Source organism: Candidatus Magnetaquiglobus chichijimensis, from assembly GCF_045865675.1.
GTDB classification, from domain to species: Bacteria; Pseudomonadota; Magnetococcia; order Magnetococcales; family Magnetaquicoccaceae; genus Magnetaquiglobus; species Magnetaquiglobus chichijimensis.
Genome location: NZ_BAAFGK010000005.1, coordinates 96,445 through 119,866, shown reverse-complemented (window position 1 = coordinate 119,866; position 23,422 = coordinate 96,445). Strand labels below are relative to the sequence as shown.

Here is a 23,422-nt window from a genome sequence, read left to right as displayed (position 1 = left end):
CCAATATCCATAACCTTCATCATACCTCAGCAGCATGGTTGGTGACTGGTGGAGTACCGTTGGTGGAAGTGCGCGATATTTTAGGGCACAAAACGATTCAGATGACCAAGAGATATGCGCATCTGGCTCCAGAAAATCTACGGATTTCCATGGCCCGCTTGAAGTGGATGTCACGTTTTAGTTACGATGCTGGGGATGAGAAGGCCAAAACAGTGCCATAATAATTGATTTCTTTGGCGCGCCCGGCAGGGGTCGAACCTGCAACCACCGGCTTAGAAGGCCGATGCTCTATCCATTGAGCTACGGGCGCGTACGTACAGAGGGGCGAAGCTCCCGGCCATCCCGGTTGCGTTGTACGCTTGAGGCCATGCTAACTTGCACCTCCGTACCGTGGACCTCCCTTCGGGAGTTCCAACGGGAAGGGACGGGGCCGCGTGGAGAGAAAAAATGGTCGGGGCGAGAGGATTCGAACCTCCGGCCCTCGGCACCCAAAGCCGATGCGCTACCAGACTGCGCCACACCCCGACTGACCTGGCGGGAGCGGAGAACAACCCCGCCAGCCAAGAACATTCCCGCGCGGAAGCTCTTCGAAAATCGTTGCCTGCTGGGGGAGAACCCCCGCACCTTTGCTCCGGGAAGCTCCCTTCGGGCGTTCCCTGGAGAAAAAAGCAGAAAATGGTAACCCAAAACCGGTTCCTTGGGCAATAGTTCAAGCGTGAAAAAGAGGCGGACTTTTTTTTGAAACATGGCACGGAGCGATGGCAATCCGGCAATTTTGGAGCTATAATGATCGATTGCGGCGGCTTGGGTCGAATGAGAGCCGCGCGCGGCGACTCGCGGCACTCGAAGCGGAACCATTGAAACGGCTTTCATGAAGATCGTCATCGTCGGCTTGAGCCACAAAACCGCGCCCGTGGCCGTTCGGGAACGCCTCGCCTTTTCCAACGAGGAGCTGCCCGGATGTCTGGCCGAATTGCGTGACATGCCCGGTCTGCGCGAGGTGGCGCTGCTTTCCACCTGCAACCGCGTGGAGATCTATGCCGCCGGACCCCAACCCGACAAAACCGCGGCCTCGATCCGCGCCTGGCTCGTCCAGAACCGCGCTCTGGAGGCCGAACAGCTCGAAGCCCATCTTTATCAGCTCGATGACCGCGACGCGGTTCGTCACGGCTTTCGCGTTGCCGCCAGTCTCGACTCCCTGGTGGTTGGCGAGGCCCAGATCCTCGGTCAGATGAAACAGGCCTATCAACTCGCCAACGAAGCCGCCACCTCTGGCGCGATCCTCGAGAAGTTTTTCCAGCACGCCTTTCATGCCGCCAAACAGGTGCGCAACGAAACCGGCATTGCCCGCAATCCGGTCTCCATCGCTTCGGCGGCGGTGTCGCTGGCGCGCCGCATCTTCGGGGATCTCAAAGGGTGTCGTTGTCTTCTGATCGGCGCGGGCGAAATGTGCGAACTGGCCGCGCGACATCTCGTGACCGACGGGGTTTCCATTCTGGTTGCCAACCGCACTTTGTCGCGCGCCGTGGCTCTGGCCGATGCCTTTGGCGGCGATGCCTTTGTGCTTTCGGATCTCGAGGCCCATCTCGACAAAGCCGACATCATCCTCTCTTCGACCGGGGCTACCGGACATGTGGTCACCGCTTCGATGATCAAGGCCGCCTTGAAAAAACGGCGTCAGAAACCCCAATTCCTCATCGACATTGCCGTGCCGCGGGATCTGGATCCAGCCATCGGCGATCTGGACAACGCCTATCTGTACGACATTGATGATCTGACCCGGATCGTCGAAAATAACCTCAAGGACCGTGGACGCGAGATGACCGCCGCCGAGGTGATCGTGGAGCAACGCTGTCTGGAGTTCATGCGCTGGCTCGAAACCTTGGATCTGGCTCCGGTTCTGACCGCGTTGCGCGAGAAACTCGAGGGGATCCGCGATCAGGAGGTGGCCCGAACCCTGGCCTCCTGGCCCGACATCTCCCCGGACGAACAAAAGCGGATCGAGCAACTTGGTCGGCTGCTGGTCAACAAAATCCTGCATGCGCCGTTGAGTCGCCTGCGGCATCTGGCTGCCGAACCGGATGGGGATCTTTACGTGGACGCGGCGCGTCAGCTGTTTCAATTGGATCGGACGTGATGGCATGAGCGATTCGTTGTTGCGGAAATTCGATACCTTGCGGCGTCGCCATGCCGAGTTGAGCGCCTTGCTGGGACAGCCTGCCACCCGCGAGAATCCCAGTGAATTCGCCCGATTGAGCAAGGAGTTCTCGGATCTCGACCCGCTGGTCGAGGCGTGGCTCGCTTATTTGCAACTTGAGGAGGAGATTCGCGACACCGAGGCCATGCTGGAGGATCCCGAAAGCGATCCGGAGATGAAACGGCTGGTGCGCGAGGAGGTGGATCGGCTCAAATCCCGTTTGGAAGAGAAAATCCCGGAATTGGAGTTGTTGTTGATCCCCAAGGATCCCCACGAGGGGCGCAACGTGATCCTGGAGATCCGTGCCGGCACTGGTGGCGAGGAGGCGGCGTTGTTTGCCGGCGATCTGATGCGCATGTACGGGCGTTTCGCCGAACAGAACCGTTGGCGTCTGGAACCCTTGTCGAGCAGTCCGACCCCTTTGGGCGGTTTCAAGGAGGTGATCGTCATGATCTCCGGCAAGGGGGCCTGGTCTTCTTTCAAGTTCGAATCCGGGGTTCATCGGGTGCAACGGGTTCCGGTCACCGAGGCGGGTGGACGCATTCACACGTCGGCTTGCACTGTGGCGGTGCTGCCTGAGGCGGACGAGGTGGAGGTGGTCATCAACGAGCGCGACGATTTGCGCATCGACGTGTTCCGTTCTTCCGGACCTGGCGGGCAGAGTGTCAACACCACCGATTCGGCGGTGCGCATCACCCATCTTCCCACCGGCATCACCGTCACCTGTCAGGACGAAAAGTCTCAGCACAAAAACAAGGCCCAGGCTTTGAAGGTGCTCAAGGCGCGGTTGTTCGACATGGAGCAGCGTGCCGTCGATGATGAGCGTTCCCGCGACCGACGCGATCAGGTTGGTTCCGGGGACCGTTCGGAGCGGATCCGCACCTACAATTTTCCGCAGAATCGCATTACCGATCATCGGATCAATCTGACGTTGCACAAGCTTGACAGTGTGATGCAAGGGGAGTTGCGTGAAATGGTCACCTCGCTGCTTGCGCATCATCAGGCAGAACAGTTGGCACGCATGGCCGAGGAGTGACCCAACCATGATACGCTCCACCGCGATTCGAATTGGCTTGGCCTGGTTGCTTGGCATCGGAACGTGGTTGACGAGCGACATGGTTCTGGCCAAGAGTTTTCGTCAATCGGCTTACATTGCCAACGCCTATTTTTCGGATCGCATGGTGCAGAAGGGTGAGACCATGCAGCCGATGTCGGTGGTCAAGACTCTGCGCACCAACACCAATGGCATGGCTGGTTATTTTGTGCTTGATCTGGTATTGACCGTGCGTGGGGAGCATCATTTCAAGGTGGATGTTTTGGATCAGGATGGCAAGGTGGTTACCCGGCTTGACTATCCTCCGGTGAAGGTTACCAAGGAGGATCATTTGCCCATGTATACTGCTGCTGGCGCCATTACCGGCAAGTTTACGCCGGGGTTGTGGTTTTTCAAGGTGTATGATCAGCTTGACCGGAAAAAGTGGGAGCATCTTGGTACTTTTGGGGTATTGGTGGCTTTGCCGGCGGGTGAGTAGGGGGGTGGGGGATTCAGAATCTCCATTGTTGCAGGGGTCCGGGGACCGCAAGGTCCCCGGCGGAGGTTCGGAGGCAGAGCCTCCGAGGTTTGGTCTTTTGTCTTTTGTCTTTTGTCTTTTGTCTTTTGTCTTTGATTTTTTGTCTTTGGTCTTTTGGCGCGCTCTTCAAAAAAGCGATTTTCACGTTTTTTGTGAAAATCGCTGCGCGCAGCCTTGGCTGCGGGAACGTTTCGCGCCTTTGGCGAAACGTTCCCGCGAACATGGCCCCCAAGCAGGCCGCCGGAGGCGGCTCGCCTTCCGAGGGCGATTCGCCCCCTCCATTGCCCTGGCGGGCAACGGAGGGGGCACATGGGACGGCGCGCGCTGCGCACTTTTTCGCAAAAAACGCGAAAAAGTGCTTATCGTGTAAAGCGCGCGAAAGGCAAAAGAAAAAGTCCCAAGGGCTTCGCCCCTGGACCCTACCAAGGGCTTCGCCCCTGGACCCTACCAAGGGCTTCGCCCCTGGACCCTACCAAGGGCTTCGCCCCTGGACCCTACCAAGGGCTTCGCCCCTGGACCCCACCAGGGGCCATTGGCCCCTGGACCCTACCAGGGGCTTCGCCCCTGGACTCCGCCAGGATCTTCGCCCCGGATCCTACCAGGAGCTTCGCCCCTGGATTCTACTCCATGTGAGAATCCTGAATGGTTTTTGCACCTGGCCCCTGAATTCCACGAACAATGGATGACACCAAATCGTCATCAACCACTGGAGAAAAATATGTCGCGTTCCGAAGAACTGTTTCTCAAGGCAAAAACCATGATTCCCGGCGGGGTCAACAGCCCGGTGCGCGCCTTCAAGTCGGTAGGCGGTACCCCACCCTTCATCCGCTCCGGCCAGGGCGCCCACATCACCGACGTGGACGGCAAGGTCTATATCGATTATGTCGGTTCCTGGGGTCCGCTGATCGTTGGCCATACCCACCCCCACGTCGTGGAGGCCATCTGTCGCGCCGCGGAAAATGGCTGCTCGTTCGGAGCCCCTACAGAGGCGGAAATCACCCTCGCCGAACGAATCATCGAACGGTTTCCTGGCATGGAAATGGTGCGCCTGGTCAACTCCGGCACCGAGGCGGTGATGAGTGCCATCCGTCTCGCCCGCGCCGCTACCGGACGCGACGTGCTGGTGAAATTCGAAGGGTGCTATCACGGCCATGCCGATGGGCTGCTGGTGGCGGCGGGATCGGGCCTGGCCACCTTCGGCGTGCCTACCTCGCCGGGTATCACCCGCGCCGCCGCCCGTGACACACTGGTTCTTCCCTTCAACGATCTGACGGCGGTGGAAACCCTGTGGGCCGAACGCGGCAACGAAATCGCGGCGGTGATCGTCGAACCGGTGGCCGGCAACATGGGATGCGTGTTACCCCTGCCCGGTTTTCTCGAGGGGCTGCGGAACGTCTGCGACACGCATGGTTCGTTGTTGATCTTCGATGAGGTGATGACCGGGTTGCGGGTGGATCGCGGTGGAGCCCAAACCCTCTACAACATTCGTCCGGATTTGACCACGCTGGGAAAGATCATCGGTGGAGGATTGCCGGTCGGCGCCTACGGAGGTCCGGCCAAATGGATGGAGATGATCGCTCCGGCTGGCCCGGTCTATCAGGCCGGTACCTTGTCCGGCAATCCGCTGGCGGTCGCCGCCGGTCTGGCGACTCTGGATCTGCTCGACGCGCCCGGCGCCTATGCCACGCTGGCAGCCAAGACCCGGTATCTGGTCAAGGGGTTGGATCAGGTGATGTGCGCCAACAACATTCCTTGTCTGATCAACCATGTGGGATCGATGTTCGGGCTGTTCTTCACCAGTGCCCAGACGGTCGCCAACTTTACGGATGTCTCCAACGGTGACATCAATCGGTTCAACCTCTGGTTCCATGGCATGCTGCAAGAGGGGATCTATCTGGCACCGAGTGCCTTCGAGGCGGGATTCGTGTCGTTGGCCCACGAGGAGACGATGTTGGATCAAACCTTGACCATGGCCGAACGGGTGGCCGGACAGCTGCGCGCGGCGTAATGAGGCTGTTTGACGCAAGCCGATGCGGACCATGGATGGCCCGCCAAAGTGCAACAGCCATTTTGTAACGATTCAGGCCCCCTTATGTACCCCCTCCGTTGCCCGCCAGAGCCATAGAGGACACATGGCTCGCGGAAGACGAGTTGCCTCCGGCGGCATGACTCCGGGCCATGTTCGCGACATCGTTTCGCCAAAGGCGCGAAACGATGCCGCAGTCAAGGCGGCGCGCAGCGTTTTTTCGCAAAAAAGCGCGAAAAAACGCTTTTTTTGAAGAGCGCGCTCAAAAGCAAACGTCAAAAACCAAACCTCGGAGACTCCGTCTCCGAACCTCTGCCGGGGACCTTCGGTCCCCCGTCCCCTGCAAGAGTGGGGTCCTGAATAGCTATAAAGGGGGGTGGGGAGCTCCCTACGCCACTTTTTCGAAATCGTGTGCGTTTGGTGATTCCAGCCATGGAATCACCAAACAGCCTCTCAGAAGTGACTGGTATCGTCCGCCGCCGTCATGCCCTTGGGCAACGCATGGGCAATTCCCTTGTGACAATCGATGCAGGTCTTGTCCTTGGAAAAACCACGCTCGTGGAAATCAAACGCCCGCGCACCCTGCCGCGTGAAGTCCATGGACTTGAAGTCGTGACAGTTGCGACACTCGCGGGAATCGGTGCTCTTCATGGTCTGCCAGACATTGCGCGCCAACTCCAACCGCTTGCCCTCGAACTTCTCCGGCGTGTCGATCGTCCCCTTGAACTTGTGCCACAACTCGTTGCTCGCCTGAATCTTGCGCACGATCATGTGCTGCCAGGCCTTGGGCACATGACAATCCGGACAGGTGGCGCGCACCCCGCTCGGATTGTAATAGTGCACGGTCTCCCGATACTCCTTGTACACGTTGTCCTTCATCTCGTGACACGAGATGCAGAAGGCCTCATTGTTGGTGGCGGCCAACGCCCAGTGAAAACCACCCCAAAACAGGATGCCCAGAAAGAAGAATCCTCCCAGGATCTTCCACTGGTTCCTGAAACTCCGCGGCGCGCGGTCCTGATCTTGACTCATGGCTGCTCCCTTCCCTCGAATGGCGTGGTCCCCGGCTGCATGGATCGCATCAACGTCACATCACCGAATCCACGGGCTTGAAGGAGTTGTCCACCAAGGGCTTGGCATCCTTCTGCGGAACGTGACACTGGGTGCAGAAATAACGCTGCGGCGAGACATCGGACAGTTCCGTGCCGAAACGGTTGCGGAAATGGGTCAGGCTGATCTTGGTGGCATGGGTCTCCTTGGCCTTGCTCCAACTGTGGCAGGTCATGCACTTGTTCTGACGCAGATCGATCTTGTAACCCTCGATGTGATGCGGAATCAACGGCGGCTGCTGAAGATAGTTGCGCGGCAGACCGTGGCTGTCCGGCATCCATCTGGCCATCTCCGGGGCCTGGTCCGCGCCCTCCAGAGGCACCGCTCCACGCAACGAACGCACCTCCCCGCCCTCCTGGGCCATGGCCACGCCACTCCACGCCCCGACGGCCACGATCACCAACGCCGCCCACATGATCAACCACAACCGTTTTTTCATGGCACCACCCTCGAAATGTTGGGTAAATGAAAGTCGAATTCAAAAACATCATCCGGACAGACATCGATGCAACGCCCACAGCGCGTGCAATCCATCCCGGTGATGCGCGGCCCGACACCCTTGTCGGCCCCCTTGAGCGCCGGATCGATCACCGCCGCTTCGGGACAGACCTGATGACAGGCGCGACAATCGGTGCAGGCGTCGCGCCGGACGGCACTGACCGCCAACGGGGTTCGCCGACCCAACAGGGCATATACCGCCCCGGTGGGACACAACCGCCCGCACCAGCCGTGGGGCGAGAGGATCAAATCGAACAGAAAGATCCCCACCACCGCCAGCCAACCGCTCCACACCCCGAAGATCAAGCCGCGATGGAGAAGACTCATCGGGTTGATCCATTCCCAGACCATCAGGCCACTCAATCCGGCGGTCGCGACCACCACGACCAGCACCGCATGACGGATGCGCCGGTCGCCGCGCCAGCCGCCACCGATGCCGAACCGGCGTCGCATCCAGGCGGCCAGATCGGCGATGGGGTTGACCGGACAGACCCAGGCGCAAAAGGTCCGACCGCCCAGGAGTCCATACAGCGCCACCACCACCACGAATCCCAGCATCGCCTGGGTGGCCGGCATGCCGCTGGTGGCCAACAGCTGCGCAAAGAGCAGCGGATCGGTCATCGGCAGCGTGTCCAGAAACAGACTCGCGGAGAGATTGCCCTGAATCAGCCACACATCGAACGCCGGACCGAGCAGAAACAGTCCCAGGACACCCAGTTGCGAGAGGCGCCGCCATACCAGCCAACGATGGGCCGGCCACCACCCCTTTTTTTCGATCGCCTCGTCACCGGCCAAACGTTTTTTCATGGTCCGTCTCCCGGACGCCGCACCGGCAGGCTGAGCGGTTCGGGAATCAGCGCATGCCCGGCCTTTTTCTTCTCTTCCCAGCCGACCCGGTAGTGCTTGCCCAACTCCCCCTTCACCGAAGAACGGGGAAAGACCCGGATGGCCGCCTCTTCCAGCACGCACCCCTTTTCACACTTGCCGCACCCGGTGCAGTGCTCCGAGTGGACGGTGGGCAGAAAGTGGACATGCTTGCCGCTGCGGGTATTGGGTCGCATCTCCAGGGTGATGGCCTTGTTCATCACCGGACAGACCTGAAAACAGACCTCGCAACGCAGACCCAGAAAGGCCAGACAGGTCTCCTGGTCGGCGAGCACCGCCAATCCCATGCGCGCCTTGGCGATGTCGGTGAGTCCGTGATCCAGGGCCCCGGAAGGACACGCCTGGACGCACGGAATCTCCGGACACATCTCGCACGGCGCCTTCCTGGGCATGAAGAAAGGGGTGCCCGGCGCCACCCCACTGCCGGTTTCGGCCAGGGTGAGGATGTCGTAGGGACACGAACGCACGCACAAGCCGCAACGCAGACACTTGCCGAGAAAATCGGGTTCGGGCAAGGCCCCCGGCGGACGCACCGCCCACACCGGCATCGCCTCGGTGGAACGCGCGCCCACCCAGGTCAGAAAGCCGATCAACCCCAAACCAACCGCGGCCCCCCCGCCCTTTTGCAAAAGGCCACGCCGCGTCATGGCGGTCCCCTGGGACCGCCCAGCGGATGAGTCGTTCATGTCGATCAGGCCTTCACCACCTTGACCGCGCACTTTTTGTAATCGGTCTCCTTCGAGATCGGGCAAGTGGCATCCAGGGTCAGTTTGTTGACCAGCCGCGACTCGTCGAAGAAGGGAATGTAGACCAGGCCCACCGGCGGACGGTTGCGACCCAGGGTTTCGACCCGCGCCACCACTTCGCCGCGGCGGGAGATGATCTTGGCCACCATGCCGCGCTTGAGACCCCGTTTTTCGGCGTCCTCCGGGTGCATGAAGAGCTGGGCATCCGGCACCGCGCGATGGAGTTCGGGAACGCGACGGGTCATTGAGCCGGAGTGCCAGTGCTCGAGCACGCGACCGGTCGAAAGCCACAGATCGAACTCCCCATCCGGGGATTCCGCCGCCGGCTGATAGGGCAGCGCGAAGATCCACGCCTTGCCATCCGGCTTGCCGTAGAACCGGATCTTCTGCCCGGCCTTCACATAGGGGTCATACCCCTCGCGGAAGCGCCACAGGGTCTCCTTGCCATCGACCACCGGCCAACGCAGACCGCGGGCCTTGTGATAGGTGTCGAAATCGGCCAGGTCGTGGGCATGGCCGCGACCAAAGGCGGCATACTCCTCGAAGAGCCCTTTTTGCACATAGAAACCGAAATGGCGCGATTCGTCGTTGAGCTGATCCTTCTTGAGTTCGTCCACCGAAAACTTGTTGACCTGCCCGTTGGCATACAGCACGTCGAAGAGGGTCTTGCCCTGGAGTTCCGGCTTCTTGGCGATCAGATCGGCGGGCCACACCTCCTCGACCTTGAACCGCTTGGAGAACTCCATCAATTGCCACAGATCGGATCGGGCCTCGCCCGGCGCCTTGATCTGCTGGCGCCAGAACTGGGTGCGCCGCTCGGCGTTGCCGTAGGCTCCCTCCTTCTCGACCCACATGGCCGTGGGCAGGATCAGATCCGCGGCCAGAGCCGTCACCGTGGGATAGGGGTCGGAGACCACCACGAAGTTCTTCGGGTTGCGATAGCCGGGATACCCCTCCTCGTTCATGTTCGGAGCGGTCTGCATGTTGTTGGTGCACATCACCCAGTAGGCGTTGAGCTTGCCATCCTTGAGCATGCGGTGATGGACCACGGCGTGATAGCCCGGCTTGTCCGGCAGGGTGCCCTCGGGCAGAAGCCACAATTTTTCCGTGATGTCGCGATGCTCCTTCTTCATCACCACCATGTCCGCCGGCAGACGATGCGAGAAGGTGCCCACCTCGCGGGCCGTGCCGCAGGCCGAGGGCTGACCGGTGAGCGAGAAGGGAGAGTTGCCCGGCTCGGCGATCTTGCCGGTCAGAAGGTGCATGTTGTAGATCATGTTGTTCATCCAGGTGCCGCGGGTGTGCTGGTTGACACCCATGGTCCACAGCGACATCACCTTCAATTTCGGATCGGCGTACATCTCCGCCAGGGCCTCGAGATCCTTCTTGGCGATGCCGGTCAACTGACTGGTCATATCGGCGGTGTACTCGGCGACGAAGGCCTTGAAATCGTCGAAGCTGATCGGAGCCGACACGTTCGGATCCTTGGCGTCGGCGGCATCCTTCTCCAGACCGTGGGTGGGACGCAGGCCGTAGCCGATGTTGGTGACCCCCTTGTGGAAGGCGACGTGGTTGGCGACGAACTCCTCGTTCACCTTGCCGGTCTGGATGATGTGGTTGGCGATGAAGTTGGCGATGGCCAGGTCGGTCTGGGGCTTGAAGATCAGACCCATGTCGGCCAGATCGAAGCTGCGGTGCTGGAAGGTGGAGAGCACCACCACCTTGGCGTTGGGATTGCTCAGACGGGTGTTGGCCAGACGCGACCAGAGGATGGGATGCATCTCGGCCATGTTGGAGCCCCACAGCACGAACACGTCGGCATGCTCCAGGTCGTCGTAGCAGCCCATGGGCTCGTCGATGCCGAAGGTGCGCATGAAGCCGGCCACCGCCGAGGCCATGCAGTGACGGGCATTCGGATCGATGTTGTTGGAACGGAACCCGGCCTTGAACAGCTTGACCGCCGCCACCCCTTCCCAGATGGTCCACTGGCCGGAACCGAACATGCCCACCGTGGTGGGTCCACCCTCCTTGAGGGCGGTCTTGTACTTTTCGGCCATGATGTCGAACGCTTCGTTCCAGGAAACCGGGGTGAAGTCGCCGTTCTTGTCGTATTTGCCGTCCTTCTTGCGCAACAGCGGGGTGGTGAGGCGATCCGCGCCGTAGGGGATTTTCGAGAGGAAATACCCCTTGATGCAGTTCAGTCCCTTGTTGACCGGCGCGTCCGGATCGCCCTGGGTGGCCACGATGCGGCCATTCTTGACACCCACCAGCACGCTGCACCCGGTGCCGCAGTAACGGCAGGGGGCCTTGTCCCAACGGATGTCACCCTCCTCGCTCTGAACCTGGGCCATGACGGGCAGGCTCATGCCGGCTGCCGCAGCAGCGGCGGCAATGGCGTTGGCCTTGATGAATTCGCGTCGGGTCACTTTCACGGTGCGGTCTCCTTGACTTATGATGCCTTATGGGTCGGAACTCTCTTCGGAGTGCTGATAAATCAAATCGGCGCTTAGTACGCCGTCGAGGGTGCGGATGGTATCGAATTGATCGACGAGTATTTTTGTTGTTTCGCCTTCCAGGGTGATCACCATCTTGCCCTGTTCGCTGGTCGCGTGGATGGCGGCGCCTGGCAGGTCGGTGATGATGGCCGCGACCGTCAGCAGCCGCGCGGGCTGAACCAGGATCACGGCGCTTGCCAGGGCAAAGGGGGTGTCATCGCGAGACATGGGGGTTGGCCGCTTTCAGTAGGTTATATTTAAAAATGTATCGTTCCCGACACGTTAACATGAATTCAGGGTGAAATACAGTGTTGGGACTGGGGTTACATTGATCTATATCAATTATGGGAGATTTTTTTTCACCCCCCAACGGAAACACGAGCATTGTCTCCATTTTTCTGTCAGCAATTGTTTATGTTAACATGTGCAAGCAAAAAATCATTTGTTCATTCCCACCCTTTTCATGCAGGAAAAGGGCATCCATCCGGTTGAACTTCTCGTAGAGGAGCACTATCTATAAACCATGAGGATCCATTCAAACGTTCATGATGGGCGCATTCTCCCACCCCGCGACCGTGGCACGCCCAAGGGGCATGCCACGGCACCACACCAGGCAGGAGTCAGACGATGAATCACCTTCGCTTTCTTTTGCTGCTCGCCGGTCTGACCGGGTTGTTTCTTGGCATCGGCCACCTGATCGGCGGTCGAGACGGCATGCTGTTGGCGTTGATCCTTGCCGCAGGCATGAACTTCTGGGCCTGGTGGAATTCGGATCAGGCGGTGTTGTCCATGTACAACGCCATGGAGGTCGGACCCGCCCAGGCGCCCGAACTGCATGGCATCGTCCAGGAGCTGGCGCGGCGTGGCGGCTTGCCGATGCCGAGGGTGTACGTCATCGACGACCCATCCCCCAACGCCTTTGCCACGGGGCGCGATCCCGAGCATGCGGCGGTGGCGGCCACCACCGGGATCCTGCGCATTCTCACCCGCGAAGAGTTGGCCGGGGTGATGGCCCATGAGATGGCCCATGTGCAGCATCGGGATATCCTGGTCGGCACCGTGACCGCTACCCTGGCGGGTGCGATCACCACGTTGGCCAATTTTGCCGGACTGTTCTCCTCGAGCCGTTCCGACGATGGGGAGGAGGGCGGACGTGGCTGGCTGGGTGAGATCGTCATGCTGTTCCTGGCGCCCCTGGCCGCCATGTTGATTCAGATGGCCGTCTCCCGTTCCCGCGAGTATGGCGCGGACGAGGGCGGGGCGCGGTTGTGCGGCAATCCGTTGTGGCTGGCCTCCGCGTTGCATAAACTCGAGATCGGTTCGCAGCGGGTGCCGTTGGCCGCCGCCGAACAGAATCCGGCCACCGCACATCTGTTCATCGTTTCGCCGCTCTCCGGTGGGATGGTGGCGGGGCTCTTTTCCACCCATCCTCCCATGGAGGAGCGTATCGCCCGGTTGCAAAGGATGGCGCATACTCGATGATCAAGATCGCCCCTTCGGTTCTCTCCGCCGATTTCGCCCGTCTGGGCGAGGAGGTCCGCGCCGTGGAGCAGGCTGGCGCGGATTACATCCATGTGGATGTCATGGATGGACATTTCGTTCCCAATCTCACCATTGGTCCTCTGGTGGTCCAGGCCATCGCGCGGGTGGCCACCAAACCCCTGGATGTCCATCTGATGATCTCGCCGGTGGAGGTTTACATTCCGGATTTCGTCAAGGCGGGTGCTTCGATCCTCACCGTGCATGCCGAGGCGACCCATCATCTGGATCGCACCTTGAACGTGATTCGCGAGTTGGGGTGCAAGGTCGGGTTGGCGTTGAATCCGGCCACGCCGTTGTGCAATCTCGGCAATGTGTTGTCGCTGTTGGACATGGTGGTGATCATGAGCGTCAATCCCGGATTTGGCGGGCAGTCGTTCATTCCGTATGCCTTGCAGCGCATTCAGACCGTGCGGCGCATGATCAACGATCGGGGTTTGCGGGTGGAGTTGGAGGTGGATGGGGGGATCAAGCCGGAGAACATTCAGGCTGCGGTCAAGGCGGGTGCGGATGTATTCGTGGCCGGGTCGGCGATTTTTTCCAAGCCCGATTATGGCGCGGTGATCCGGGCGATGCGGGAGAATGCGGCGGCTTGATGAGTCAAATCATCACTTGGAGCGCAGGTGTTCAAGGGGGAGCGACCCCGATCAGGCCTGTTTCGCGCCTGTTCGCGGGAAGGTTGCGCCAGAACCGCGCAACCTTCCCGCGAACTTGACAGGATGGGGGAGAGGCCCCCTCACCCCCGTACCATGGACCCTCCCGGTCCCCCGCGACAGGTGGAGCCTGATCCCTGATCGGACCCCGCCCTACTTCTTCTCTTTTTCCTTCTCCTTCAACTCGTCATCGATCACATTCTTGAACTTCTCGAACGGCTGCGCCCCCACCACACGCACCCCGTTGATGAAGAAGGTCGGCGTCCCGGTCACCCCCAGCTTCTTGCCATCGGTCAGATCCGCGGTCACCCGCGCACCATGCTTGCCACTGTCGAAACACTTGTCAAACGCCGCCATGTCCAACCCGATCGTCTTGGCGGCCTTCTTCAAATCCGCCGGATCCAACCCGGCCTTGTCCTCGAACAACAGATCGTGCATGGGCCAGAACTTGCCCTGATCCGCCGCGCACTGGGCCGCCTCGGAGGCCTTGGGCGCCTTGGCGTGGAACGGCAACGGATAGTGACGGAACACCATGCGCACCTTGTCGCCATACGCCTCGGTCACCTTTTTCAAGGTGGCCTGGGCACGCCGACAGTAGGGACACTCGAAATCGGAAAACTCGATGATGGTCACCGGCGCCTTGGCATCGCCACGGGAGAGATCCTCCGGACCGGTCACCGTGAAACGGGGCGCCTTGAGCAGAATCTCCGGCTCGAATTTCTGCAACAGCTTGGTCAACACCTTGCCCTCGGCATCCTTCCTGGCCTCGTCGCTCAGATGCTCCTTGATCTGCTCCTCCATCCCCTCGCCGTTGTTGGGGAGTTGGTCCTTGTTCTTCTGGATGAAGGTCTTGATCTCGGCGGCACTCGGCTCCGGCACCTTGCCCATCAGCTTTTCGACCACCTGCTCCGGGGGAACCTTCTCTTCGGCGCCCTTGACGGTCAGAATGTGCTCCAACACCAGCTCGCGAATCTTGGACTCGCGCAACTCGTGGATCTTGACCGCCAGAGCCCGATCCACCTCTTCGAGGGAGAGCACCCAGCTTCCCACCTTGGCCACGGGTTCGGCGAGGGCCGGCAGCGGCGCGCTCAACCACAACAGGGCCGCGCCAAGCGGCAACCAGGTCCATTTGGGTTTGATCATGTTACTCTGGAACGCCCGAAAGGAGGTCCATGGTACGGGGGGCGAGGGGGCTCTCTCCCCATCCTGCAAGTCACTCAAGCGGTTCATTTCGCGTAAATCTCCGTGGCTCGTTGTTTGAAAGCTTCGACCATCCGCTTGGACGCCTCGCCGAAGACCGGACCGAGGGTGAAATCCAACAGACGGTTCTTGAACGAAAAACTGATGAAAAAATCGATGCGCGCCCCGCCTTCGGCAGGGGAGAAACGCCATTCGCTCTCCAGATCGCGAAACGGACCGGAGACCAGTTGAATGCGGATCGATTCGTTGGGAACGACGAAATCCTGGGTGTGGAAGGTTTCGCGCAACCCCTTGAAGGCAAAGGTCATCTCCGACATGAAGCGGTCATCCTTGATGTCGTGCTTGCGTGCCTTGACGATCCAGGGAATGAACTCCGGATAACGGTCCATGTCCACCACGAGCGTATACATCTGTTCGGGCGTGAAGGGAACCAGGGTGGTTGAAGAGTGTTTGGCCATGAGCTTAGGGATGGTTTGAGGATGTTAGCGACGGTAGACCACGGCGGCGCGGGCCTTGAACGCCTCGAGCATGCGCCTGGAGGCCTCGGAGAAGACCGGACCCATGATCATCTCCTTCATCCGGCTCTGGAAGCTGAAGTCGATGAAAAAATCGACCCGCGAGCCGTTCGTGGCCGGGGCGAAGGCCCAGGTGCTGACCAGGTATTTGAAGGGACCATCGCGCAGGTTGATCTCGATGCGCTTGCCGGGATCGATGATGTCGAGGGTGCGGAAGGTTTCGCGGATCCCCTTGAAGGAGACGGTCATTTCGGCCATGAACTGGGTGGGGGTGCGGTCCCAGACGCGGGTGGCCGCGCACCACGGCAGGAAATCGGGATAGCGTTCCACGTCCACCACCAGGGCGTACATCTGTTCGGGAGCGAAGGAAACGGTCTCACTGATGCGAATGCGCGGCATGGGGCAAGGTCCGAAAGCGGTGATCCGTATTGTGATCGCGGCAAGATTCCAATATGCTCCCTCCATCCACGGAGGGTCTCGATCCTGAGACGATACCGCGATCCGTCTGTTTGGATCACCAATCCCGCGACTTCGGAAACGCCATGCAAGCGGTTGCCGGGGAGCGGGGATGGGGGGTTCCCCCATCAAGCCACGTAGTATGACGACTCGGAGGCGTTATGCAAAGGAAATTCCCATCCCGGCGGTGCAACTTCGCGTCGGGAGCGCGCCGGCCATGTTGACGAAACGGGATCCGGAAGGGCAGGTCTGGCCCGAATCCGACGCTCTGCGCGCCAATCTGGCGGTGACCGCGGTGGACGAGGTGGTCATCGACCCGCGTTTCACCCCCCTTCTGGAGGTGGTGCGCGGCTTTGCCGGCATTCTGAAGGATCTGGAACGGCTGCTCCGGGAACTCAACCACCCGTTTCGCAACTGGCCGTTGATCCTGCCGGAATTGAAGGGGTTCGTGCTCAAGAACGCGGTCCGCTACGCTCCCCATCCGCTGGGTCCGGCCTGTTTCGAATTGTTCGGCGCGCTTTTTTTCCAGGCCCTCGACGAGGTGAACAAACCGGTCACCATGCGGCTGGTGTTCGATGGTCTGACCGCCTACCTGGACAAGCAGGTCAATCTCATCGCACCGGACCGCCTGGGCGAATACGCGCCGGTTTTCGATCGCATCATGGCCCGTCTGGCCGAGATGTCCGACGAGCGGTTGCTGATCGTCTCCCAGAGCCATCTGCCGTTGCGACGCACCTTCGCGCGCATGATCGAGCGGTGCTCCGAGAGCGGACACCCCTTCCCGTTCGATCCGGCGCCTTACTGCCTCCTGGCGATCCGTTCCCTCACCGCCACCTATGATCTGTGGCTCGACCAGGCCGATCCGGTCTGGTACACGGTGCGCGGCCATCACGAGTGCGACGCCATCTCGCATCGCACCCTGCGCATCGCCAGCGAAACCTTGAAGAGTCTGGCCCGCGAGCACCCCTCGGAGGGGCTGCTCGGACGTTTGGCCATGCTGCCGGCCTATCTGGACATCGTGCGCGGCTATCGCGACGCGGCCAACGCCCTGGGACGGTTGCAGGCCCGGGACGGCAACGACGCCGATACCGACTCCGAACAGCTCGCCGAGGGACGCAAGCTGAGATTTCTGTTCCATATTCTGGAGACCGACGGGCTCTCGATGATCCACGAGGAGACCTTGCGGGAGATCAACCGCACCCTGGCGCACCTGGTGGAGCTGAAACAGAGCTACGAGGAGCTGCGGGAGTCGTTCCTGCGCACCTTCGCCTTTCTCAAGGCCAACGTGGTCAAATACCCCCACACCGCTTTGCAGTGCATCGAGGCGTTGGGCATCGAGGTGTTCAAGCGCGACAACAGCCGCCTGGTGGAGGCCTTCCTGGAACAGGCGGTACGCTTCGGCTTCCAGTACCGGGCGGTCACCGGCGTGGGCAGCGACTGGCAACCGATCTGCAATCCGGCCCACCTGACCAACATCCGCGTCTGGCTCAACCTGATCAACCTCAACCCCAAATGGTGCTCGACCCTGCTTTCGGCGCTGATCATCAACGTCAAGCTCTCCGGCACCCTGATCCGGGATACGGATCTGTTCCAGAAGGAGGTGACCCGGCTGTTGAACGGCGAGGTGGCGCCGGTGTTCAATCTGGTGAAACAATTCGCGCGGCTCCTGCCGGTCTATTTCAACGAGATCGGCGCCGAGGGGGAGCTGCGCGACGTCTCCACCGAACTCGACGAGATCTCCAAGCGCCAGGATCGGTTGATCCACTTCCTGCGCAAGGCCTGTCATGTGGAGAGCACCAATCTGATGGTCGAGCTGGTGCGCGAGATCCTCGACTTCTGGCACTCGGGCCATTTGAACGATCTGGCCGGTCTGATCGCCCAACCCACCCTGGAGTCGATCCAGGCCCCCGGTCCGTGGTTCGACGGCGTGCATCGGGTCACGCGCCACCTGTTCGCCGCGTTGGCCATCGACGATCCGGTGACCCTGCTCACCCTCCCCCTGGAGAAGATCGAACCGGTGATCCTGGCGACCCCGGATGTGCCGGAAGGGGAGCGGCGGCGGGTGTTTCTGCTGATCCGGCTTTATCAGCTGCTCGATCACAAGTACAATCCGAGTCGGCATGGGGTGCTCGGCCTGGTGAAAAAGGCCGGCGAGGAGGGGATTTATGGCATGGATTGGCTGGCCGAGGTGCTCGAAAACGGCGAGACGCGGGATGATGTCCGCCTGAACGCCCTGCTCGATGCCATGGAGGCCCTCAAACAGGTGGTGTTGTGTCGCGACACCTTCCCGGCCCAGGAGGAGATCTATCAAAAACGACACATCGCCGTGGACATCCCCTCGGTCTACGGTCGCTATCAGGAGCGCAAGTTCGATGCGCTGTCGCTGCTGTTCCGGCTCGAGGATATGGCCAACGTCCATCTGGAACGGCTGGTGGAGCGGATTCCGGAAGGGTTCATCACCCGCGCCGCCTTCTTCCGCATCGACAAGTACATTCAGTTCTACCTGCGCGGGCTCGATCTGGACGGGATCTCCTCACGCCGGCTGGAGAGCCTGCGCAACGTGTTGACCCGGTTTCTGGAACTGAATCAATTCTCTTTCCATCAGTATCTGGACATTTTCCGCAACTTCTCGGACAGCATCAAGGAGATCATCCACGCCTACTACGCGATCCATCACCGCGAGAACCTGGCGGTGATCGTGCCGATGATCCCGGAGCTGGCCATGGTGCCGCGTTACGCAGCCTTGAAGGATTCCGATCCCACCTCCACCCTGGAGCGGATCACCGAATCGTTCATGCGCGACCTGATCGCCGAGACCTTCGGGTTGCAGTCGTTCGACCGCTTCATCTCGCGCATCCTGCGCATCCTGTCGCGCCAGGAAGGCAAGCTCCCGCCCGAGATGATGAACAAACTGATGACCTATGACCCGGCCAAGCTCTTCTGCCCGATCCACGATCCGGATCCGCGGGTGCGCGATCTGATCCATCTGGGCAACAAGGGATTCAACCTCACCGAGCTGGCCGCCATGGAGCTGCCGGTCCCGGCGGGGGTGATCACCACCACCGAATTCTTCCGCTGTCGCGAGGTGGTGCGCGCCTACTCCCTGGCCGGCGAGGATTTTCTTCAGCGGCTGCGGGATCGGGTGCGCGACATCGAGGAGGAGACCGGACTGGCCTTCGGCTGCGAGCGCAATCCGCTGCTGCTGTCGGTGCGCAGCGGCGCGTTGATCTCCATGCCGGGCATGATGCAGACCGTGCACAACGTCGGCATCAACGAGGAGATCGTGCGCGGGCTGGCCACCTGGTCCGGCAACCCCTTCTTCGCCTGGGACAACTACCGGCGCTTCGTGCAGTCGTGGAGCATGACCTTCGATGTTAATCGCGGCGTCTTCACCGATCTGATGCGCCGCGCCAAAAGGCGTCACGACGTGCGCAAGAAACGGGAGTTCACCCCCGAGCAGATGGCCGATCTGGCCCGCGAATACCATCAGGCGGCCATCGAGATCGGCATCGAGATCCCCCAGGATCCCTGGGAGCAGCTCATGGCCGCCATCAACCAGGTGATGGACTCCTGGAACCTCCCCAAGGCCAGGGAGTACCGGCGCATCATGAACATCGCCGACGACTGGGGCACGGCGGTGGTGCTGCAACGCATGGTCTACGGCAATCTGCACCGTCAATCGGGCTCCGGGGTCTTTTTCACCGCCCATCCGCATCGCAAGCTCGATCGGGTGGTGCTGTGGGGGGACTATGCCACCGGGGATCAGGGCGAGGATATCGTCGGCGGCCTGGTCTCCACGGACGCCATTTCCCTCGAACAGTGTCGCTACGACCGTCGCGATCCCGAAACCTGCCTGGAGGTGCGCTTTCCGCGCATCTACGACGCCCTGCGCTGCACCGCGCGCCGCCTGATCCTGGAAAAGGGGTGGAACCACCAGGAGATGGAGTTTACCTTCGACGGTCCGGAAGAAGAGAACCTCTTTTATCTGCAAACCCGTGATATGATTACCGCGAAAGGTCGTAACGCCCTGCGCGCGGTTTTCGCCGACTCCCCGAACCTGGCCGCCAGCCTCCTCACCCAGGGGATCGGCGCCAGCGGCGGGGTGCTGTGCGGGGTGGCGGTCTTCAACATGGAGCAGATTTCGCGCAAAAGACACGAAGATCCGGATGTACCTTTGATCCTGATCCGCTATGATACCGTGCCGGAGGATATCCGCGAGATCTCCCGCGCCGATGGACTGCTCACCGCCCGCGGGGGACAAACCTCCCACGCGGCCATCGTCGCGGCCCGACTCGAGAAGACCTGCGTGGTCGGTTGCGAACTTTTGACGGTTCGGGAAAGCTCCAGCCGTTGCGAAATCGACGGCGTGGTCATTCAATATGGGGATGCCATCAGCATCGATGGCAACCGTGGCCTGTTGTACAAGGGCTGGCATCCCGTGACCACCGTGGTCACGGGCGACGCAGGTTTGTTGTAAGTCACTTAAATATCAGGAGAATCAGTCATGAAATTGGGTATCAACGGCATGGGGCGGATTGGCAAGCTCTCCTTGTGGACCCATGTGGCGCGCAAGCGTTTTTCCGGAATCGTGGTCAATCTGGGCCGTGACGTGGGTCAGAGTCTCTCTGATCTGGCCCAGACGGTGGAGAAGGACAGCACCTACGGACGCTTGACCCAGTATCTGCACGGCGTGCGCGGCGAACGGGTGATCGAGAATCTCGACGAGGCCAAGGGGACCATGACCATCGACGGAATTCCCGTGCAGTTCCTGCGGCATGGACGCAACCCCAGGGAGATCGGCTGGCGCGATCACGACGTGCAACTGGTGGTGGATTGCACCGGCGTCTTCATCGATCCGACCGTCTCCGCCGACGTCGGCAACGGCTCGCTCCGCGGTCATCTGGAGGCCGGAGCGCGCAAGGTGATCCTGTCGGCCCCCTACAAGATCAAGAGCACGGGGCTCTCCATGCCCGACGACGCCGTGACCACGGTGATGGGGATCAACGAAGAGGTGTACGATCCGGGCAAGCATGCCCTGATCTCGGCGGCCTCATGCACCACCACCTGCCTTTCGTTCATGATGAAACCGCTGATGGACCATTTCGGCGTGGATCGGATCCTGTCGGCTTCGATGGTGACCGTGCACGCCTCGACCAGCAGCCAGACCGTGCTCGATGCCGTGCCGCTGGCCGGAGCCAAGGATCTGCGCAAGAGCCGCAGCATCATGAACAACATCATCCTCACCACCACCGGCGCGGCCAAGGCGTTGCGTCTGGTGCTGCCGGACATGAAGGATGTGGGATTCATGGCCGAGTCGGTGCGCGTGCCGACCACCACCGGTTCGCTCACCATCCTCACGGTGAATCTCCAGTCCGAGAGCCGCGAAAGCCCGATCAACCGCAACGACATCAACGGCATCTACCGCGAAGCGGCCCTGGGGCCCTATCGGGGGTATCTGGCCTATACCGAGGAGCAGAACGTCTCCTCGGACATGATCGGTTTCCCCAAGGCGGCCACGGTGATCGAAGCCCAGGAGACCCATACCCGTACCGCCTTCATCCGCTTGAATCTCGACCGGGTTCCCGGACTCTCCCCGGAGATCCTGGAGACCCTGGCCTCCCTGCCGAAGCACATCCTGGAGGCTCCGGTGACCCAGGTGGTGGTTTATGGCTGGTACGACAACGAACTGGGCAGCTATGCCAACATGCTCGGTGATCTCACCGAGCACATCTCGGCCCGGATGGTGTGATGCGGTGAAGCACGCGGGGTTCTTGGAGAACCCCGCTCTTCCGGAGGGGCGCGACGCTCCGGATTATTCAACAATGAGGGAGGGTGGTCGATGGATATGTCTCAAGGAAACGAGGGCGAGGGGATTCCGGTCGAACTGGCGCCGATCATGCGCGGGGATGGTTCGATGCGTTACGACATCATCTGTGGCAAACGGTTGGAAATGGTTCTCCCGCAGGCGGTCCACCAGGATCCGGCGCTCCAGGTGATGGTCGAGCTGGTCGATCGGGGGATGTTTCATCCGTTGTGCGAGATTTTCGGCAACATCGGTCTGGAGCGGTTCATCGATGCGCGCAAGGCGTTGGAGGCGGCGGCGCGTGACCCGCGACTCGCCAGCGAACCGTTTGGACCCGCGGTGCGCCACTCGCTGACGCAGACCGTGGTCGCCATGAAAGAACGTGAACCCAAGGCACGCGCCGCCGAACATCTGATCGCCCAGTCGGATGCGGTGGATCAGCTCTCCCGCGAGATGTTGACGTTGGACTCCCGTTGCGCGGTGGCCGGAGAGTCCCGGCGTCGGCAAAGCTCGTGTCGTCAGGAGTATTGGCGACTGTGGGAGCTGGCCTGGGCGGTGCGGATCTTCTCTCCCGAGGAGAAGGTGATCGAATCGCTCGAGAAGATGTATGCCCGCTATCCCTGTCTGGAGTTGCGCGAGGGGGAACGGCGCAAATTGCAGTTGCCGGGTGGGTTGCGGGATCCGCGGTTGCAGGAAGAGGGCGCGGTGGAGTTGTGGTGATGCGGATCGGGTCGGGGATCGTCGCGCCCCGGCCCGCCTGTCATGTCCGGAGAGGATGCGTCTTCCTGATTCGTTGTGGTCGATCCTGAGTGGTCATCCCTGCGTGGCCTGTTGGTGCGCGGTCCTGGAAACGCCAGGCTCGAGTCGTGGGTCAGCGCGATTTTTTGAGTTCAACAAACCATCATAACGGCATAAGGATTGCTTGTTTTCCTGAAGGTTAAGGATCTTCAAGATCCACACCATTCATGGTGGCCATTTTTTGTAATGGGATGGATTCACGGGCAGGGATGCTCTATCATGCGTTAATTCAACGTGCTTCGAATCGCAACCAAAAAGAAGGATTGACGTGGATGGGACACAATCTCTACCTGTTGGTGCGCAATCTGGCTCTGTTTCTCGGCGGATTCTGTCTGGTCATTTTTCTTCAGCCCCTGCTCAAATACGTTGAATCCTCCAACTGGCCCCAGGCCGAGGGCACCATCGTGCAGTCCGACATGCGTCAAGATGGGGCGATGTTGTTCGATCTGTTGCCTCTTTACCGGGTAGAGATCGTTTATCGCTTCAAGTCTGGTGACACCGAATATCTGGGCACGCAACTCGATTCCGATCCCCAGGCCACGTTGTTTTTGTTCGAGCGGTTCGCCCGGGTCACCGTGGATCGTTATCCGGTCGGCAAGACGGTGCAGACCCATTACAATCCCAACAATCCCGCCGAGGCGTTCATTGCCCGTTCGGTCATTCCCGGGCTTGGTTTTTTCTGGGTGATTGGATCGTTGGTGATTTTTCTGGTGGCGGCGATCATCATGTGGAACAAGGCGCCGTTGGAGGATGCGCTGGAGAAGACCTTCAACAAATCCTTGCGCCCCAATGGTCGGGATCGTCAGGAGATTTTCAAGGGGTGTTATCCCAAGGCGGTCTACAATCCGCCGCCGTTGCAGCCGGGGCCGGAGAACCGGTCGTAATCGGGGGGGTGGGCCACTGGACTCCGATCGTTCGCAACGTCACCAT

20 protein-coding genes and 2 tRNA genes are annotated in these 23,422 nt (G+C 60.6%); 11 read left to right on the top strand and 11 right to left on the bottom strand.

Going from position 1 to position 23,422, the window contains the following annotated elements:
• Positions 1–5 precede the first annotated feature (5 nt).
• Positions 6–221 (top strand): tyrosine-type recombinase/integrase, encoded by a 216-nt coding sequence (locus ACOY6C_RS14475; protein WP_420906694.1) that lies wholly within the window; start codon positions 6–8, stop codon positions 219–221.
• Positions 222–234: 13 nt separating this feature from the next.
• On the opposite strand, the gene ACOY6C_RS14470 is transcribed toward ACOY6C_RS14475, so the two are convergent.
• A tRNA-Arg gene (locus tag ACOY6C_RS14470) sits at positions 235–310 on the bottom strand.
• Positions 311–448: 138 nt separating this feature from the next.
• A tRNA-Pro gene (locus ACOY6C_RS14465) sits at positions 449–525 on the bottom strand.
• Between the two features lie 346 nt (positions 526–871).
• Here ACOY6C_RS14465 and hemA point away from each other — a divergent pair.
• The 4 genes from hemA to hemL all read left to right on the top strand — a co-directional run bounded on the left by hemA (position 872) and on the right by hemL (position 5,776).
• Positions 872–2,137 carry a glutamyl-tRNA reductase gene (hemA, locus tag ACOY6C_RS14460; RefSeq protein ID WP_420906228.1) on the top strand — a complete coding sequence of 422 codons (1,266 nt, stop codon included), beginning with the start codon at positions 872–874 and terminating at the stop codon, positions 2,135–2,137.
• A gap of 4 nt (positions 2,138–2,141) precedes the next feature.
• Positions 2,142–3,233, top strand: a complete 1,092-nt coding sequence (gene prfA, locus ACOY6C_RS14455) for a peptide chain release factor 1 (RefSeq protein ID WP_420906227.1) — start codon at positions 2,142–2,144, stop codon at positions 3,231–3,233.
• Between the two features lie 7 nt (positions 3,234–3,240).
• Positions 3,241–3,729 (top strand): hypothetical protein, encoded by a 489-nt coding sequence (locus ACOY6C_RS14450; protein ID WP_420906226.1) that lies wholly within the window; start codon positions 3,241–3,243, stop codon positions 3,727–3,729.
• A gap of 757 nt (positions 3,730–4,486) precedes the next feature.
• Complete coding sequence (gene hemL / locus ACOY6C_RS14445; protein WP_420906225.1) at positions 4,487–5,776, top strand: glutamate-1-semialdehyde 2,1-aminomutase; 1,290 nt, start codon at positions 4,487–4,489, stop codon at positions 5,774–5,776.
• A 471-nt stretch (positions 5,777–6,247) separates the two neighbouring features.
• On the opposite strand, the gene ACOY6C_RS14440 is transcribed toward hemL, so the two are convergent.
• From ACOY6C_RS14440 to ACOY6C_RS14415, 6 genes are read right to left on the bottom strand one after another with little or no spacing between them, the layout of a single operon-like run.
• Complete coding sequence (locus tag ACOY6C_RS14440; protein ID WP_420906224.1) at positions 6,248–6,826, bottom strand: NapC/NirT family cytochrome c; 579 nt, start codon at positions 6,824–6,826, stop codon at positions 6,248–6,250.
• A gap of 55 nt (positions 6,827–6,881) precedes the next feature.
• Positions 6,882–7,343, bottom strand: coding sequence for a nitrate reductase cytochrome c-type subunit (locus ACOY6C_RS14435; protein WP_420906223.1), 462 nt, complete (start codon positions 7,341–7,343; stop codon positions 6,882–6,884).
• Entirely contained in the window at positions 7,340–8,209 is an 870-nt protein-coding gene (gene napH, locus ACOY6C_RS14430) for a quinol dehydrogenase ferredoxin subunit NapH (protein WP_420906222.1), read from the bottom strand. Before napH ends, ACOY6C_RS14435 begins: the two co-directional genes overlap by 4 nt.
• Positions 8,206–8,934 (bottom strand): ferredoxin-type protein NapG, encoded by a 729-nt coding sequence (gene napG / locus ACOY6C_RS14425; RefSeq protein WP_420906221.1) that lies wholly within the window; start codon positions 8,932–8,934, stop codon positions 8,206–8,208. Before napG ends, napH begins: the two co-directional genes overlap by 4 nt.
• Positions 8,935–8,978: 44 nt before the next feature.
• On the bottom strand, positions 8,979–11,465 hold the full coding sequence (gene napA, locus ACOY6C_RS14420) for a nitrate reductase catalytic subunit NapA (RefSeq protein ID WP_420906220.1): 2,487 nt from the start codon (positions 11,463–11,465) through the stop codon (positions 8,979–8,981).
• A gap of 27 nt (positions 11,466–11,492) precedes the next feature.
• Positions 11,493–11,756, bottom strand: coding sequence for a chaperone NapD (locus tag ACOY6C_RS14415; protein ID WP_420906219.1), 264 nt, complete (start codon positions 11,754–11,756; stop codon positions 11,493–11,495).
• Between the two features lie 399 nt (positions 11,757–12,155).
• Between ACOY6C_RS14415 and htpX the strand changes: the two genes are divergently transcribed.
• Together htpX and rpe are read left to right on the top strand one after the other, a co-directional pair.
• The gene (gene htpX, locus ACOY6C_RS14410) at positions 12,156–13,010 is read left to right on the top strand and encodes a zinc metalloprotease HtpX (protein WP_420906218.1); all 855 of its coding nucleotides are present in this window, start codon (positions 12,156–12,158) and stop codon (positions 13,008–13,010) included.
• Positions 13,007–13,663, top strand: coding sequence for a ribulose-phosphate 3-epimerase (rpe, locus tag ACOY6C_RS14405; protein WP_420906217.1), 657 nt, complete (start codon positions 13,007–13,009; stop codon positions 13,661–13,663). Before htpX ends, rpe begins: the two co-directional genes overlap by 4 nt.
• Positions 13,664–13,873: 210 nt before the next feature.
• Here rpe and ACOY6C_RS14400 read toward each other — a convergent pair whose 3' ends face one another.
• The 3 genes from ACOY6C_RS14400 to ACOY6C_RS14390 all read right to left on the bottom strand — a co-directional run bounded on the left by ACOY6C_RS14400 (position 13,874) and on the right by ACOY6C_RS14390 (position 15,834).
• Positions 13,874–14,863, bottom strand: coding sequence for a DsbA family protein (locus ACOY6C_RS14400; protein WP_420906216.1), 990 nt, complete (start codon positions 14,861–14,863; stop codon positions 13,874–13,876).
• A gap of 83 nt (positions 14,864–14,946) precedes the next feature.
• Positions 14,947–15,378, bottom strand: a complete 432-nt coding sequence (locus tag ACOY6C_RS14395; protein ID WP_420906215.1) for a type II toxin-antitoxin system RatA family toxin — start codon at positions 15,376–15,378, stop codon at positions 14,947–14,949.
• A 24-nt stretch (positions 15,379–15,402) separates the two neighbouring features.
• Positions 15,403–15,834, bottom strand: a complete 432-nt coding sequence (locus ACOY6C_RS14390) for a type II toxin-antitoxin system RatA family toxin (protein WP_420906214.1) — start codon at positions 15,832–15,834, stop codon at positions 15,403–15,405.
• Positions 15,835–16,108: 274 nt separating this feature from the next.
• Here ACOY6C_RS14390 and ACOY6C_RS14385 point away from each other — a divergent pair, with 274 nt between their 5' ends.
• The 4 genes from ACOY6C_RS14385 to ACOY6C_RS14370 all read left to right on the top strand — a co-directional run bounded on the left by ACOY6C_RS14385 (position 16,109) and on the right by ACOY6C_RS14370 (position 23,376).
• Positions 16,109–20,368 carry a PEP/pyruvate-binding domain-containing protein gene (locus ACOY6C_RS14385; protein ID WP_420906213.1) on the top strand — a complete coding sequence of 1,420 codons (4,260 nt, stop codon included), beginning with the start codon at positions 16,109–16,111 and terminating at the stop codon, positions 20,366–20,368.
• Between the two features lie 27 nt (positions 20,369–20,395).
• Positions 20,396–21,640 carry a type I glyceraldehyde-3-phosphate dehydrogenase gene (locus tag ACOY6C_RS14380; protein ID WP_420906212.1) on the top strand — a complete coding sequence of 415 codons (1,245 nt, stop codon included), beginning with the start codon at positions 20,396–20,398 and terminating at the stop codon, positions 21,638–21,640.
• Between the two features lie 90 nt (positions 21,641–21,730).
• A complete protein-coding gene (locus tag ACOY6C_RS14375; RefSeq protein ID WP_420906211.1) occupies positions 21,731–22,414 on the top strand; it encodes a hypothetical protein in 684 nt (227 codons plus the stop codon).
• Positions 22,415–22,764: 350 nt separating this feature from the next.
• Positions 22,765–23,376 (top strand): DUF3592 domain-containing protein, encoded by a 612-nt coding sequence (locus ACOY6C_RS14370; protein ID WP_420906210.1) that lies wholly within the window; start codon positions 22,765–22,767, stop codon positions 23,374–23,376.
• The last annotated feature ends 46 nt before the right edge of the window (positions 23,377–23,422 follow it).

Bases quoted from the DNA above. Each gene is read 5' to 3' on its own strand.
- napH (WP_420906222.1), bottom strand. From the start codon at position 8,209: ATGAAAAAACGTTTGGCCGGTGACGAGGCGATCGAAAAAAAGGGGTGG.
- ACOY6C_RS14435 (WP_420906223.1), bottom strand. From the start codon at position 7,343: ATGAAAAAACGGTTGTGGTTGATCATGTGGGCGGCGTTGGTGATCGTG.
- ACOY6C_RS14375 (WP_420906211.1), top strand. From the start codon at position 21,731: ATGGATATGTCTCAAGGAAACGAGGGCGAGGGGATTCCGGTCGAACTG.
- hemA (WP_420906228.1), top strand. From the start codon at position 872: ATGAAGATCGTCATCGTCGGCTTGAGCCACAAAACCGCGCCCGTGGCC.
- ACOY6C_RS14395 (WP_420906215.1), bottom strand. From the start codon at position 15,378: ATGGCCAAACACTCTTCAACCACCCTGGTTCCCTTCACGCCCGAACAG.
- ACOY6C_RS14400 (WP_420906216.1), bottom strand. From the start codon at position 14,863: ATGATCAAACCCAAATGGACCTGGTTGCCGCTTGGCGCGGCCCTGTTG.
- hemL (WP_420906225.1), top strand. From the start codon at position 4,487: ATGTCGCGTTCCGAAGAACTGTTTCTCAAGGCAAAAACCATGATTCCC.
- ACOY6C_RS14390 (WP_420906214.1), bottom strand. From the start codon at position 15,834: ATGCCGCGCATTCGCATCAGTGAGACCGTTTCCTTCGCTCCCGAACAG.
- ACOY6C_RS14380 (WP_420906212.1), top strand. From the start codon at position 20,396: ATGAAATTGGGTATCAACGGCATGGGGCGGATTGGCAAGCTCTCCTTG.
- ACOY6C_RS14415 (WP_420906219.1), bottom strand. From the start codon at position 11,756: ATGTCTCGCGATGACACCCCCTTTGCCCTGGCAAGCGCCGTGATCCTG.
- ACOY6C_RS14385 (WP_420906213.1), top strand. From the start codon at position 16,109: ATGTTGACGAAACGGGATCCGGAAGGGCAGGTCTGGCCCGAATCCGAC.
- ACOY6C_RS14440 (WP_420906224.1), bottom strand. From the start codon at position 6,826: ATGAGTCAAGATCAGGACCGCGCGCCGCGGAGTTTCAGGAACCAGTGG.
- ACOY6C_RS14370 (WP_420906210.1), top strand. From the start codon at position 22,765: ATGGGACACAATCTCTACCTGTTGGTGCGCAATCTGGCTCTGTTTCTC.
- napG (WP_420906221.1), bottom strand. From the start codon at position 8,934: ATGACGCGGCGTGGCCTTTTGCAAAAGGGCGGGGGGGCCGCGGTTGGT.
- prfA (WP_420906227.1), top strand. From the start codon at position 2,142: ATGAGCGATTCGTTGTTGCGGAAATTCGATACCTTGCGGCGTCGCCAT.
- ACOY6C_RS14450 (WP_420906226.1), top strand. From the start codon at position 3,241: ATGATACGCTCCACCGCGATTCGAATTGGCTTGGCCTGGTTGCTTGGC.
- htpX (WP_420906218.1), top strand. From the start codon at position 12,156: ATGAATCACCTTCGCTTTCTTTTGCTGCTCGCCGGTCTGACCGGGTTG.
- rpe (WP_420906217.1), top strand. From the start codon at position 13,007: ATGATCAAGATCGCCCCTTCGGTTCTCTCCGCCGATTTCGCCCGTCTG.